Below are 13,985 nucleotides of genomic sequence, written 5' to 3'. Positions count from 1 at the left end.
TTGATAATTAACGAGCAGTATTTTTTAAAGATTCATAGTGAATTTCATCCTTCTCTAAGAATTCAAATAGTTCGCTCACAGCCGTCGGTAAGTTCATCAAAAGTTCATCATGTTTTGTTATCTTATCCAAAGAAGTAAAATGAGAAAAATGATGTAAGCTTTTTAGTTGAGTTGTTTCTCTGAACAAGCGTTTTAATCTATAATCAACTTCTTCAGTAGAACCGGGTAATTTAATCAAAGTATAAATTTCTAAGAATCTTCTTATAGCATTAGGCAAAAGTAGTATATTGTCACTTTGTTCTGAACACCCTCCTTGATAATACTTGAATAGTAGATTAAATAGATAAACGTATTCAGATTTATGTTTTTGCAGATGTATCGGTAGGTTTTGTATCGTCGATGAATCTTTCTCAGTTCGTTTGATTAAATAAAACTTGCAAGTTTTCGATTTGTTGATTCTTTTTGAATCCTTGAGAAAGGAAAAAAATTCAAAATTATGTGTTGATATAAACAATTGCTTGAAGCAGTTAACATGCATATCTGGTGTTTCTGTTATTAAGTTCTGTCTAAAAAAGAATGCATTAATTAATGCATAAATTTGTGATATGTGGTTTGAATCCAAACTTGATATTGGATCATCAATAAATATAATTGTATCTCTTAACTTATCTAGTCCCATACTTTCTAATGCAACAAGAAAATATGAAAATGAGATTGCTGTTTTCTCTCCTTCACTAAAGTTTTCTGCAATCTCTGCACCACGTTTCAAAATGAATTTGTCATTTTCAGTAACGTCTATAGAGATATCATCTCGGTTCAAGAATACACTTACAAAATTATTAATCTTGTCTTTCCCAGCTAAAATACTTTTTAGCTGAGACTCAAGTTCCGAGTTTTCCCTTTTTATTTTTGTGACAAAGTTTTTATACTTCCTTATCCGTCGTTCACATTTATTTTTTAAATTTTCTTTGTTTAAATAGTCTCTATTTTTCAAGAACATAGCAACATAATGATTTTTGAGCTGTTCCCTGGAATCCGATTGACTTTTTACAAAATTATCAATAATTTTATTATGAGCATTTATTATACATTGTGTATCTTCAATCCATTTATGAAACTCCGTAATGATTGAGCGGTCGATCTCAACAATTTCTACAGAGTTAAAGAGGCTATCCTTTAATTTAAGTTCAAGATTAATCGTTAGTCCGTTTAAGTATTCTAAGTACCGTTTTCTAACTTCCTCCAATTCATTTAATTGTGATTCATATTCATCTTGGCACTTTTCAGTGAAATCATGTTTACTTTTGGGAAGTAATAAATTATCAATAAGGGCAATCTCATTTGAAATATTTTTTTTGCATTTCTCGATTCTATTACGCAATTTAGCAGCCGCATTGGAATAATATTCATTTAGTTTTAGTATTCTATCTTCTCCAATAGGATTATCACAAAATGAACAACGTCTATCTTTTGAACTATCCATATGAAGAGATATTCCCTGTTGTACCCAATGATACAACTTTTCATTTTCTTCCAAAACAGTAATTACATCATTATTTACTGGCTGTTCTAGCAGCACTGATTTTACTTCTCCGTAAATTTCTTCCAATGATAATTCAATCGTAAAGTCTTCAAGCCTAGTCTTATCATTACTTGAGATAGAGCCCTTCTTTAATTTATTCAATTCATTGGCTTCAAATATTATATAATCGTTGTAATTATTGATTATCTTCCCTTTTATCTTTGTGAAGTGTGTCTTTGTAAACTCTATAACACTATTGAATACATCATTTTTTATTCTTCTAGCTTCATCAGATATTTCTTTCTCTATATTCAAAAATTCATCAATAGGAGGTCGAAACTTGTCTATGATTCCCTTTTTTTCATTGGAACCGACTATTCTTAGAATCCGTTCATTGTTGTGATTTATTTGATTTCTTAATTGAACATTCTCTCCAACATCAAATGAAATTCCATTTAATTCTTTACTGGTTTCCCACTTCAAATTATCTTTTATAAAATCAGAATTAAATACCCTTACATCGAAAGGGAATTCTTCAATATTGGAATCTGTTATCTCTCTCTCTTCTGAAGCTAGAGAATATGATAAGTTGAAACTACCTTTACTATAGCTGCTATGTATTTGTTTATCTCGAATAGAAGAGAATAGCCTTGATAAAGTAGTCTTCCCTGAATAGTTCCAACCATAAATGATATTTTTTTCTGCAAACTGGTCTAGCTTCCCCCACGAAAAATTTTTGTATATACCGAAATTTTTTATTTTTGATATTTTATTTATCATAAATAAATTACCTCCCAAGTTAGTACTTAATTGTATTCTGTATTTACTTTGAAAATCCTTTTCTTTAATTTCTGATCCGCATTTTTTGTCTAATGATGAATAGGCATGGTTGTAAGGAGTAACTAATCAATAAATACATGTATTCAATGATTAATCTAATAAGCAATAGAGGATTCTTAAAAATAAGTCTTGATAAAGAGCCACAATCCGGAGTATACAATCACAGTCACGGATATAGTCTTAGAAAATGCAAGACTGGACGGTCAAAAATATAAACTCTCACTTGATAAACTTTCGGCCAAGGTACTAGATTATTTAAACCGATGCCATTCACGTCGCCCTTCGGACACAAGTGATTCTATGAGATCTATTGAAGGTAAAACCGAATGGATATAATTTTTCCATTTCGCAAAGTTTACATCTGGACGATCATCATAATGGTTCGGTGGAATCTCAACATTCTTTTCAATGATGTCATAGATTTCTTGGATGTGATAATCTCTCGGGGGAAAGAGGTCTGTATCATTTAAAGCATCTTTATAAATTTTTGTTTTCGGTACAACTGCCATTAAATCACTCCTATTATATTTATAGAAATATAATAACTAAGTCAGGACTGTTGATTAACTAAAAATAGGATAAAAAGAGCCGCCTTGAGCAGTGGAAAGGCTATTGCTCCGGCGTGGATCAAGCGTCGTTAAGTGGTTTGCCGACGGTTCATTACTCTACCTTCTCCGGGAAAGCCGCCGAGGTTCCTTTTGCTGTGTTCAAAACATGGTTTCACCAACTTCTTCAAAGCCGAGGACGAGCCGAACGGCGAACTTTACAGATTCCTCAGGAACTGCTGCTCATCGACTCGACCACCGTAACGGTAGGAAAGACTCGTCTGCCCTAGGCTCCTTATCATGGCGAACGAGCCGGCGTAAAGCTTCATGTCGCTTGGGATGCGACCTCTTTACAGCCTCGGCGCGTCGAAGAAACCACTGTCGTATGTCATGACGGCCCCCTGGGTGAAGTCCTCGCCGATCCGTCCTACACGCTGGTTCAAGATCGAGCCTATGGTAAAATCGAGCGTTTCGATCGATACCTGGAGCAAAAGCAAGGGTTTGTGATTCGCTTAAAAGAGAATGTGCACCTCGTTACTCCTCGGTCGTTACGACAGTGGAATCCAGAAAACGCTCCCGTGAAACGGGATATCACTTGTCGGTTAGACACGCCTGCGAACCGTTCTCAAAAACGGCATCATGTGGTGGTTTTTGAGGATGGGCACGGTCATGACATCCGCGTGGTGATGAATCTCATGCACATCACAGCTGAAGAAATAGCCTTGATGTATAAAACTCGTTGGCAGATTGAACTGTTTTTTCGCTGGATCAAGCAACATTTGAATATTCCAACACGGTTTGGAACCACCGAAAATGCGGTGTATGGACAGTTGTTCTCAGCGCTTATCGTATACGTACTGTTAAAAACGATGTATGATCGCTTAAGCCTTCGTGTTCCCAAGCATGAAGCACTGGAGTTTGTTCGTTTTGCGCGCCTGCTCTTGCTAAATAAGCTTGCTGCTCATTGGAGATACCTTCTATATACCTTGAATATGAAGGATATCTTTCATCCTTAAATTCACAATAATTGGTTAATCAACAGGCCTGTAACTAAGTATAAGTTCGCCTGTGGAAAATTATAACACAAGCTATACAAGTAATAAAATGATACTGAATTCTAGTTATCAACTATTATGCAATCAAGAGTAGTACTAATGTCACAGGAAAGCCTTTTAATACATAGTACGACTAAATGGGTAATAAGCATCTGGGAATCGAAAATGATGATTTCAACCCTAAAATCCGAATACCTAAAAATAATAAGCCCGATTCTCCAGGGAAAAGTGTTATTAATGCTTTATAAAGTTCCTTTTCACCTTTTTTACATTTTTACATCTTGTATGAAATAAGTCCCAAGTGTAAAATTTTCTTATAGTTCATTATACTTATTTAGTAGGAGGAAAATCATGGCTAGAAAGAAAAGTAAGTCGAAACAGGAAGAAGAATTGTTCCAAGGGCTGGCCGGTATGGTCATGCTGGGAGGTATCGCAGGTACATATTCGTTAACTAAATCCTGGAGTGCTTCATTGGTGGTTGGAGTGCTCGGAGTGGTTGGTGTTGTTTTGTTGATGATCAGTATTCAGCGTAAGCGAACTGAGCGCCTAAAGAGATCCGGGATTGCACAGATTGATAAAATGGATGGATTCCAGTTTGAACATTATCTTGGGCATCTGTTCCGATCCCAGGGATACAAAGCTGAGGTTACACGAGCATCTGGTGACTTCGGGGCGGATTTGATTCTTTCAAAGGGGGAGAGACGAATTGTGGTACAAGCAAAGCGCTACAGCAAGAATGTCGGCTTAAAAGCTGTTCAGGAAGTGCAGAGCGCACGTGCACACTATAAAGCAAATGGTGCATGGGTTGTCACCAATAGCAACTTTACATCCCAGGCCTATGAGTTGGCTAAGTCGAATAGTGTCAGGCTAATCAGCCGGGATGAATTGGTAGAGATGCTGCTACAAATGAAAGAAAGAATGTTGACCTCCAAGAAGACAAATGCTAACGCAAAGACAAGTGCTTAATTTGCGGTGCCTCACCGAAGCGCATTGGGGTAAAGAAGAATCCGCGGCCGGATGGACCCGTTGCGAATACTCCGCTGGTTTCCAGAGGACGAGGAACGAGTGATTTTCCTTTATGAAAGAGGAGCGAGCGGTCATAAATCCCCAGTTGCTGGTATCATACGGATCACAGTCGGGCAAAGTTTGCTTGCGAAGACAGAGTGAACATCATCCACACCAACTACGTGTTAAGCACGGGTAGAACTTCCATCCGATGTTGTTTCAGCACGAAGCGCCTCCTTGCCATAATGCACCCTATCTTGAAGCCCTTCGAGCATAATGGCGCGGAGTGCTTGGCGAAACCGCAGATTGATCATCTGTTCTTGATCAATGATGTACGCAAGGGCGTTTTCATCAATAATTTTCGCGCGAATGATCGAAATGCTGTAATGCGGAATGTTTAATACGGTACTTTAGATCTCCTTACCTTGGACAGATATCGGCTAAGTCCTGTTTTGAAAAATTATTAAATCCGAGCTATTTGCGATTGTTTCGAAATCCTATATTGATTATCCTGGATCACCAGTCATTCGTTTTTGGTAGATAGCTCCGATTCCCAGTTTAGTAAAATATCCATCACTGATTGTGTGTGTCAGTCCTACTTTAGATGTGACATCAAAGTCTTCAATATTACTATTCATAACAAGCGCACCTGTTTGTCCGATTGCTAAAGTGCCGCTTGCAAGGACATGCGACGTTGATAATATGCTGTCTAACCTTGAATACCAGACAGTGACGCCTTTATCATTTCGCCAGCTGTAAGAGTCTTCATACCCCATGACTACTTTGCTTGCATCACTAAATTGTCCACCGGGAGCTAATGATCCCATTGGTATGGCCGCGGCCATACAGTACCACTCCGAGATAATTTTAGTCATTTCTGCCCCTTCTGTTATAAACGATTGTGCGGAATGGGCAAATACATGACAACCTAAGGAATGGGTAAATATTTTGGGTTCATGGAAAAAATAATCATTATGAACAGTTTTTGTTAAGCCTTTAAAAAATGGCATTAAAGCCTCGGCTGCTTCTTGAGCACGAATGGTTAATTCTTGCCAAAAGACTCACACGCTCCCAGACACCAGATCGTAGTGTCTCACCAGCCTATGATGGATCTTCGTATGCTGCTGGAGGGGCTGTATATCCCTAAGTGGAGTGAGATTCCGCTTGAGCATATACAACGTGCAATTTATGAGCGCACCTTCATTTTTAACGGTGATTCAGACGAAGCTTACCTAAATCAAATACCAGGAGAAAATCTCATGATTCGCAATATGAGTAGCACGTTAAGCCATCATGTGCCCTTCAGGGGGTATGCTGTAAAAGGGAACACGCTGCTTATGTCTATAAAATATGACCAACAGAGCTTTCCTACTAGACAAGTGGAGCATTGGCTGGAAAGCTACAGATGGCTTTTTAATTATGTAATGAAAAATTTAGAATCCACTGTTCAACTGGATAATATAATTCATGAGCTGACTGTAAACATATCAAACTAAATCCGATTATATTATGATATATGGATTTTGTTGGTAATGAAAATTCGGATTGCTATAGTCGAAGTTAACTTAAGTTATTATATGAACAGAAAAGCGAATGGCAAGAGGAACAAAATAAAAGCTTAATTATTGGAGGAGTATAAATTGAACGCTGAACTATACAAGAATAGTATTCGTGAAAATGGTTGCTATTGTATGAGAAGTATGCAAAAAGCTCCAGGTTACAAGCAAAAGCTTGACTGGACTGAGGAGGGATACAATTCGGGGCTTGTCTATGTACAACTCAAAATAGATAAAAAGCCGGTAGGTTTTATAGAATACGCCCCAGGAGAAGCGGCTTGGAGAGTCGTGCATGCTGATGGATATATGGTAATACACTGTCTATGGGTGGGAGTAACGGGTATGGGTTATGGTACGCAGCTCATTCAACAATGCATTCAGGATGCGAAACAATTGGGTAAAAAGGGGGTAGTTGTACTAAGCAACGCTGACACTTCTTGGGCCCCCGAAAGCAGCATTTTCAAAAAAAATGGGTTTGAGTATGTTGGAAAAGCTCCGTATTCTTTTGAACTATATGTTTATAAATTTAGAGATGATCCCAACCCATATTTTCCGGATAATTGGAACGAACGTTTGGAACGCTTCAATCAAGGACTGACAATTTTAAGAACGGATCAGTGCCCCTATCTTGAGGTAGCAACCCAAAATATTATCCAAGCTGCAAAATCAGTTAATATTGAGCCCGAAATTATCCATATCCGCGATCGTTCTGAAATGATGGAGTTGTCCCCGACACCTTATGGAGTCTTTAACGTGATTTTTCAAGGACAATTAATATCTTTTCATCGATTGACCCCACATTCTTTTGCAAAGAAATTAATAGCTATCATAAAAGATTAATTTGATATGGATGGTGTAGAAGATGGATGAAATTGAACAAAAAGTTAAAGGGATTGTTCTGAAGAATGCAAATTTAGACATCACTATTACGGAGTTAGATAGTAGGGAAGAACTTATTAATCTGGGGATAAACTCAATTACAGGACTTCGAATTTTTGTGGCATTAGAAAATGAGTTTAACTTCGAATTCGATGACGAAAGTTTAAATCCGGATACATTTAAAAACATTGAACAGTTATGCTGCTATGTCAGAAAGAAAATTATTGTATAGGTTAATTTGCAAATACTACAGAGTGACTACGTAGGGAAATGGTGCTTATCATCACTGTTGCGCCTGAATTGTATCCATCTAAATTGTAGGAGTTTCAGATTTATACTTTTAGAGTAACTCTCTTTAGTACCATAAAGAAACATTTGCCGGATTATTATCTACTTGTATCAAATGGGAATTTAACAAGCGATTTTACCGACTGGTTTATAAGTGATCTATTGTAGGAGACAAATTAATTTATTCCATATGGCGGAATGCTCAGCTACAGTCCTGCGAGGCAGAGCGCTCCCAACATGCTTATGAGCAGCGCCACAAAGTTTCATACCAAAAGGCTAATGGAGGGTGGACCAAGTGGGGCAGCTGGAAGAAAAGTTGCATACCACTTGGGTCCCTGAGCAGGTTGCGGAGCGCTTTAGAACAGAATATCAGCCCAAAACCATCTATATCGCTGGATCTATGCCGGTTGCATTGCACAAGCAGACCTGAAGGTGCTACAGCACAAAGTTAAAATATATTTTTGAAATACTTGGTAGAGGAATATTTGTTTGATTTAAAGTCTATAATAATATTAAACCGTCTGTATAAAAACTGTTTAGCAAATAGGCCCCCTGTCTCCGGGTGGTCTATTTGTGTAATTTCAATACTGTTGGCTGATAAAATCTCTTCTACTTTACTCAAAATAAAGTGTATTTGCTCTGAAGTAATTTACTTTGATAAAATGAGTGCATACAGAGTGAGTTTAATCAGTGACTACCAGCAGAGTTATTGATTTTTCAATCACCATGACGGTGGAAAAACGCTTTTACTTGTGGCTCCTAAGAGCAGGCAAGGCAAGAAACTGCATGTGACTTTACGAGCCGAACATTCCAAGGGGTTCAAGGGATGACGACCCTGTAACTGAATCGTTGGCTCTCCTGGACTACAGAAAAATGTTGAGGCCCTAGAGGTTGGGAAACCAAATGTCAACGGGATACGGCGCAGGTTAGCTCGGTCTATTTGACAAACGGTATTGGAGCACGTCATTATTCATTAATAGTAGCCTCCTTATTACATTCATTCTTAAAAGTCTTTCTCGGTTTTTGACAATAAGACAAGTGAAGCGAGAGTAAGCAAGTGCATCTGGAAAAGCAGCTAGGCCAGCTTAAGGTTGAAGTCAATTGGCTCAGAAAAACTGTCTTCAAGTGAACCACGAAGGACGTTACAGCGTATAGCTCAAATAAGATTGTGATCTTAGGAGGACAATTATGTGCTTCATAAGCTGGATTGATCCACCTTGTAATCTTATTTCCACCAATGAACTGATGACGATTTTCAACGAATACCCACGTCAGGAAGAACCGGACATACGTTAAATATCATTTTGTAACCTTCTATCATGTAGCTCATACAAACTAATAGTTTTGATCAAAGGGCATGAACTTGGCATGTCAGTATAATTTCGATTTTCCATAAAACAACAAGAGAAATACATTTCAGGGAGGGAGAGAATCAGGATATGAGATGGGTGCAAATCGATCGTGATTATTTCGCTTCAAACGAAGAAAATGTCATTCGATTACAACGACAGCTGGAAAGTATAAAATCTGGATATGAGTGGGAACCAAAAACAGAGCGGGTTTATTATTCATTGCAAATAAGAAAGATCAAGAATACGGATTTCAGGGAATTGGGATATTTTTTTTATATTGGTGATCAGGAAGAAAGAAACAAAAAAAGTGTCGATGAGGTCTATTGGGAAGATGCTATTGAGGTGCTATCCCGATGTGAACAAATACTTTATGCTCTCAAATACATAAGCACAAGTGACCTAATCGTTTCAGTTAAAAATGATGAGGAAGAGACGGTGGAGATACCGGATGAAATACCGAGTGCAGCCGCAAGATCAGTTTTAAGAGCACTCCGAGAGAAAGGGCTTATTCTATATTTGAACGAGGAACAAGAATATGAGATTGAGGAAATATTTTCCACTGCACTTGCTTATTACCGCGGAGACGATCTTCATGAGCTTTTGGATGAACATGATGAAGTTGATCCGATCCGCCTTAAAGAAATGGAGCTCAGATTAGAGAAAATAATTCTTGAACCGGAAGAGTTTGAACAATGGGCCAATAACTTTTTACTAAACGGAGATATGCATGATTACAAATGGTTAGAAAATGTAGTGGTAGATGAAGTTATAAAAGCAATGGAATATCGGTCAAAACAGGAAGCACAGCAAGGGAACTATTACTACAAAAGACCAGTTGAAGATTGGCAAGTCTTGGGTTCCATACTACAAGAACACAAAATTTCTTGGCACGCGAAGGGCATTTACTCAGCGCTTCTCAATTCCGGCGGATTTCTTGAGTTAAGTGATTTGGAACATCTAGGGGATTCCTCAATCGAATTACTAAACCTCTACTTAGAGGAATTGGAAAGAGTAGAACTTATTGATTATGATCGCACATTTGAATGCGTCGACTCTGGGTTTGACGAAATCGAAAAGGATTATACTGGCTGGGAAGGTTTAGAGCCTATCCTTAATGACATCAGAATTTCTTGGGGAGCCAAGGGGCTCTATCTATACTTAAAAGCTTTCCCTCACTATTATGAAACGTGGGTTAAATCCGTTTCAAAAGAAGGGGTCCGGAAAGTGCGGGACTTATTAAAGGAGCTCCAGCATTATAATTTTATTCATCAAGAATTGGACAAAACACCCAAAATCGATGAAGAATACATCATTCAATCATCTTCCAGAAATGAGCAACGTGAACAGGCGTGGTACTATTCCAGCCTACGACCAACTTTGCTTGCTGTATATCATGAAGGACGTTTGGACACTGTTTTCGTCAATGCGGTATATGGTGAAGATAAGAAAACAGCGCTCTCTTACGCCGCTTCATATGGTGATTATGAAATGGCAAGGATTCTCTTGGATGTCCCTAAAATTGACATCAACCACCAAGATAGTGATGATCGAACCGCACTGCATAACGCGCTGTATGCAAATGACATTGAGATGGTCGAAATATTGCTACTGAACAACCCAAATATTAATGTACTAGCATTTGGAGGGCACCGTCCAATTATCATAGCCATTCTAAATGACAACCTGGAGATGCTTGATCTCTTGATCAAAAGTAATGTGAATGTAAATGCATGGTGTATGACGGGACCACCACTTTCCTTAGCCGTTCAACTAGAAAAAGAAGAGGTAGTTGAAAGACTCTTGCTGGCCAACGCTGATCCTCATGCTTTAAGCAGAGAAGACATGACCCCTCTTGAAATCGCGGAAGACAAAAAAAACGAAAAAATTGTACACTTAATCAGCAGTTTCCTTAAGAAGTAAACCCAGCTGAAAACAAGATGTCGGAAACCAAATTAAAGACGCCTAGCTGATTACTGGGCAACATAAATATGGGTTATTAAGCTATCTTGATACTGGAGTCTAAGATGTTAAGGATTTAATGCATATATGACATGGGATCTTAGAAAAAGTCTGGATTTTCCCTAAATACTGACCATGACGCAACCAAAAATGTATATCAATATTATAAATAAAATTTGGACCGAAAAGCCATGACAATATGGAGATGCGCTTGCAGCTCTTTTTTTGTTGGTTATCCTGATGGATAGACCATTTACAACCCATGGGAGAAGCGCGTGGAGATTATTTGTTACACGGGTTTTAGGTCAAACCTAGAGAGAAACCTGATCAAAAACAAGACAAGGCGAAACTGGGAGATGTATTTGGGCGACCGCCAACATTTTAACCAAAATATACGCTAAGGATGTTCAGGGGTATGAAAAGCGGATTTTTCTTACTCTAAGCGAAATGTCCACTAAACATCATTAGCGGTCATCTACCAGCACGAAAACGGCTTGTTATGTCCGCTATTGCTAAACGTATTAAACCGTCAAAATGTTGGCTCTACCCCTATCCCCAAAATCAAACTTTTAATCCTATTTTATGCGCTGACAAAGAGGAAGTTTCATGATAGAGCAGAATATATATGCTAAAAAAATGTAAAGAGGTGGTTAGATGGATGCAAGGCAAATGTTTAAAGAAACGAAAAAGACGTTAACCGAGCTTATAGAACAAGCAACCTTGGTCGATTTCGACAAGTGCGAGGAAGGATATGTAAAAACATTGAGCCTTTGGAAAGCGTTAAGAGATTATGAAAAGTGGGCAGAATCCCTATTTTTGAAAGCACCTGATCCGGGGAGTGAGCTTGCCCACATGGACACAGAAAATAAAGAGGTTCCAGAGCAAGCGCCAGCCAAGGAGATTCGTCCATCTTATGTTTTTGAGCGTAAACTCAAAGGGGGATGCCTTCCTAAATTAAACCATGCACTTTTGACAGAAGAACTGGTCCGAAACCTAGACTTGAAAAATGGGGATCTGTTGTATGCAGAACCGAAAGAAGGGACCTATGGATCGCAACCGATTTATTGGTACGAGGTAGCGGAGCGCCGTGAAAGGAAAATGCCCTTTCAAAGAGTGGGACTAGGCTTCTGTCCGGTTGAAGCGGTTGGTAATTTTTTAGTTGTTTGTAAAAGTTACGAAACGGGTGAGCTGATTCGGTTTAATGAGGTTTCCATGGAATTAATGCTCCAAGATAATGATATAAGGGATTATTCGCTACGCGAAGGAGATCTGGTTGATATTGCTTATTGGGAGAATGCACCAGAGAGACCGCGGGTGGTGTATAAGCATCCCGTGCCGAAAGAAGCGGATATGGTTAAAACAGTTTCAAGAAAGCATAAGGATCGTATAGAAGAGGAAACGCGGGTTGCAGAGCCGGACTTAACCTTGGAAGGAAAGGTGATCTTGGTAGTGGGGAATGATGCGGAGCCGGAAAAATGTCGGGAGTATTTCACCAGGCAGGGAGCCGAGATGCTTTGGGCGGATTCAAAATTTTCTGGCAATCGTCTGTCTGGACTTATCCGCAAGGCGGACGCGGTGGTTTATCTTCTCCGCATCACCGGTCATGGGGGTATGACATTAACTAAACGATTGTGTAAAGAATATGAGGTGCCGTTTGTTCCTACGTGGTCTTTGGGAGCTTCATCTTTACTGGCCGTAGCAGAAGAAGCGGTGTGCTAATAGGAAAAGTAGTATTCATCAAAGGATCGAGAAAATGGTTCGTGTACCTCATTTCAAAAATACTATTTCTACTAGGGTAGAAATACGGCGATGCATTACAAGCCGATACGCACATGTAGTTTCAGGATCGCATTCACAGCTGATCGAGACGGCCACCGGAGCTTGCATAAAGTGGACGAGCAGCTGAATTATCGGCCATTTTTTAAAAAATGAGGCGATTTATTACGATCCACTGAAACAACAAGAAGTTGAATGACCGTGGTCCGGGTTATACCGCCCCGACTATTGGACTTAGAGTAAGAAAAAACGCTAAGCCTGTCATGTCCGAAGGCTTAGCGTATATTTTCGTTAAAATGTTGGCGGGACCCTATCGCCATCAAGCTAAGAAAAGCAAATACCCCAAAACGAGAAAATTGACATCTCCAGGTGAAAATGTACAAATTTTTTATTTTGGGAGCGTTATAAAATTCTTAAGTTGATTGATGTGGCGGTACCCCCAATTTTTCGGTTGTTAGTTAAAACCGTAATCCGTATACATTTTTTAGGCGTACCCATAAAATACAAAAATCAAGTATATTATGATAAAAAAACGAAAACAATTAAATGAAAACAACAATTGATACTTATACGTGGAGGTTATTAAATGGGCGAAGTAAAAAATGATAAAAACTATTGTTCATTGCCGATAGTTCCTGAAAGAGAATTTAAAGCAGATGTTAATCCCAATCGAAGAGAGGTTATAAGGGAAATTGACAGAAAATGGGTGAATGGTACTGTGTTACATTATTATTTCTTTGACAAAGAAACGGATGGTGAATATGTAGTCCTAAATAATGGGCAGAGAGAATGGAAAACATGGACTACAAATGAAGATGAAAAGGACGTTGTCAGAAATGCTTTTAAGCAATGGAAAGATCTAGGCATAGGTGTAAAATTTAAAGAAGTAGCAACAAGAGAGGAGGCCGAAATAAGAATAGGTTTTATGAGAGGTAATGGTGCTTGGTCATATATCGGAAGAGATATTATTGATCTGGATATAGGCAAAGATGAAAGAACAATGAATTTTGGTTGGGATTTAACCCCCCCCCCTTTTTGATATAGATTTAGATACAGCCATTCATGAAATCGGACATACTTTAGGGTTTCATCATGAACATCAGAACCCCAAAGCAGGTATAGAATGGGATGAAGAAGCTGTATATGGTGAATTAGCTAAACCTCCTAATAATTGGGATAGAGGAAAAACTTATAATAATATAATTAGA

General features: G+C 38.6%; 13 protein-coding genes and 1 pseudogene. 10 read left to right on the top strand and 4 right to left on the bottom strand.

Annotated elements, in window-relative coordinates; translation table 11 throughout:
* Window positions 1–7 precede the first annotated feature (7 nt).
* Window positions 8–2,302 carry an AAA family ATPase gene (locus QD47_RS21730; protein ID WP_044648091.1) on the bottom strand — a complete coding sequence of 765 codons (2,295 nt, stop codon included), beginning with the start codon at window positions 2,300–2,302 and terminating at the stop codon, window positions 8–10.
* 311 nt (window positions 2,303–2,613) lie between these two features.
* Window positions 2,614–2,871, bottom strand: a complete 258-nt coding sequence (locus QD47_RS21725; RefSeq protein ID WP_044648090.1) for a hypothetical protein — start codon at window positions 2,869–2,871, stop codon at window positions 2,614–2,616.
* Window positions 2,872–2,984: 113 nt separating this feature from the next.
* On the opposite strand from QD47_RS21725, the gene QD47_RS31790 reads away from it, so the two are divergent.
* The 3 genes and pseudogenes from QD47_RS31790 to QD47_RS21715 all read left to right on the top strand — a co-directional run bounded on the left by QD47_RS31790 (window position 2,985) and on the right by QD47_RS21715 (window position 4,928).
* Entirely contained in the window at window positions 2,985–3,197 is a 213-nt protein-coding gene (locus QD47_RS31790; protein WP_134911809.1) for a hypothetical protein, read from the top strand.
* 18 nt (window positions 3,198–3,215) lie between these two features.
* Window positions 3,216–3,923 (top strand): annotated as a pseudogene (locus tag QD47_RS32205) (IS4 family transposase); the annotation flags it as partial.
* Between the two features lie 390 nt (window positions 3,924–4,313).
* A complete protein-coding gene (locus tag QD47_RS21715; RefSeq protein WP_235332330.1) occupies window positions 4,314–4,928 on the top strand; it encodes a restriction endonuclease in 615 nt (204 codons plus the stop codon).
* 224 nt (window positions 4,929–5,152) lie between these two features.
* On the opposite strand, the gene QD47_RS31780 is transcribed toward QD47_RS21715, so the two are convergent.
* Both QD47_RS31780 and QD47_RS21710 read right to left on the bottom strand, forming a co-directional pair.
* Entirely contained in the window at window positions 5,153–5,362 is a 210-nt protein-coding gene (locus QD47_RS31780) for a cysteine protease StiP domain-containing protein (RefSeq protein WP_152643849.1), read from the bottom strand.
* A 111-nt stretch (window positions 5,363–5,473) separates the two neighbouring features.
* Window positions 5,474–5,977 carry an alpha/beta hydrolase gene (locus QD47_RS21710; RefSeq protein WP_152643847.1) on the bottom strand — a complete coding sequence of 168 codons (504 nt, stop codon included), beginning with the start codon at window positions 5,975–5,977 and terminating at the stop codon, window positions 5,474–5,476.
* A gap of 108 nt (window positions 5,978–6,085) precedes the next feature.
* Between QD47_RS21710 and QD47_RS21705 the strand changes: the two genes are divergently transcribed.
* The 7 genes from QD47_RS21705 (at window position 6,086) to QD47_RS30170 (ending at window position 13,816) form a co-directional block, all read left to right on the top strand.
* Window positions 6,086–6,463: a hypothetical protein gene (locus tag QD47_RS21705; RefSeq protein ID WP_044648088.1), complete on the top strand. Its 378-nt coding sequence runs from the start codon at window positions 6,086–6,088 to the stop codon at window positions 6,461–6,463.
* 195 nt (window positions 6,464–6,658) lie between these two features.
* Entirely contained in the window at window positions 6,659–7,363 is a 705-nt protein-coding gene (locus tag QD47_RS21700; protein ID WP_082067269.1) for a GNAT family N-acetyltransferase, read from the top strand.
* A gap of 22 nt (window positions 7,364–7,385) precedes the next feature.
* Entirely contained in the window at window positions 7,386–7,634 is a 249-nt protein-coding gene (locus QD47_RS21695; protein WP_052646863.1) for a phosphopantetheine-binding protein, read from the top strand.
* Between the two features lie 351 nt (window positions 7,635–7,985).
* Window positions 7,986–8,120, top strand: a complete 135-nt coding sequence (locus tag QD47_RS33775) for a hypothetical protein (RefSeq protein ID WP_268794266.1) — start codon at window positions 7,986–7,988, stop codon at window positions 8,118–8,120.
* A 1,009-nt stretch (window positions 8,121–9,129) separates the two neighbouring features.
* Window positions 9,130–10,962 carry an ankyrin repeat domain-containing protein gene (locus tag QD47_RS21690; protein ID WP_044648086.1) on the top strand — a complete coding sequence of 611 codons (1,833 nt, stop codon included), beginning with the start codon at window positions 9,130–9,132 and terminating at the stop codon, window positions 10,960–10,962.
* A 693-nt stretch (window positions 10,963–11,655) separates the two neighbouring features.
* Window positions 11,656–12,720, top strand: coding sequence for a DUF2325 domain-containing protein (locus QD47_RS21685; protein WP_044648085.1), 1,065 nt, complete (start codon window positions 11,656–11,658; stop codon window positions 12,718–12,720).
* Between the two features lie 643 nt (window positions 12,721–13,363).
* Window positions 13,364–13,816: a matrixin family metalloprotease gene (locus tag QD47_RS30170; protein WP_052646861.1), complete on the top strand. Its 453-nt coding sequence runs from the start codon at window positions 13,364–13,366 to the stop codon at window positions 13,814–13,816.
* The last annotated feature ends 169 nt before the right edge of the window (window positions 13,817–13,985 follow it).

Source organism: Paenibacillus terrae (assembly GCF_000943545.1).
GTDB classification, from domain to species: Bacteria; Bacillota; Bacilli; order Paenibacillales; family Paenibacillaceae; genus Paenibacillus; species Paenibacillus terrae_A.
The sequence above is the reverse complement of the archived record's forward strand: the minus strand, read 5'-3'. Positions and strand labels throughout refer to the sequence as shown.

Bases quoted from the DNA above. Each gene is read 5' to 3' on its own strand.
- QD47_RS21730 (WP_044648091.1), bottom strand. From the start codon at position 2,302: ATGATAAATAAAATATCAAAAATAAAAAATTTCGGTATATACAAAAAT.
- QD47_RS21725 (WP_044648090.1), bottom strand. From the start codon at position 2,871: ATGGCAGTTGTACCGAAAACAAAAATTTATAAAGATGCTTTAAATGAT.
- QD47_RS21715 (WP_235332330.1), top strand. From the start codon at position 4,314: ATGGCTAGAAAGAAAAGTAAGTCGAAACAGGAAGAAGAATTGTTCCAA.
- QD47_RS21710 (WP_152643847.1), bottom strand. From the start codon at position 5,977: ATGCCATTTTTTAAAGGCTTAACAAAAACTGTTCATAATGATTATTTT.
- QD47_RS21705 (WP_044648088.1), top strand. From the start codon at position 6,086: ATGCTGCTGGAGGGGCTGTATATCCCTAAGTGGAGTGAGATTCCGCTT.
- QD47_RS21700 (WP_082067269.1), top strand. From the start codon at position 6,659: ATGAGAAGTATGCAAAAAGCTCCAGGTTACAAGCAAAAGCTTGACTGG.
- QD47_RS21695 (WP_052646863.1), top strand. From the start codon at position 7,386: ATGGATGAAATTGAACAAAAAGTTAAAGGGATTGTTCTGAAGAATGCA.
- QD47_RS21690 (WP_044648086.1), top strand. From the start codon at position 9,130: ATGAGATGGGTGCAAATCGATCGTGATTATTTCGCTTCAAACGAAGAA.
- QD47_RS21685 (WP_044648085.1), top strand. From the start codon at position 11,656: ATGGATGCAAGGCAAATGTTTAAAGAAACGAAAAAGACGTTAACCGAG.
- QD47_RS30170 (WP_052646861.1), top strand. From the start codon at position 13,364: ATGGGCGAAGTAAAAAATGATAAAAACTATTGTTCATTGCCGATAGTT.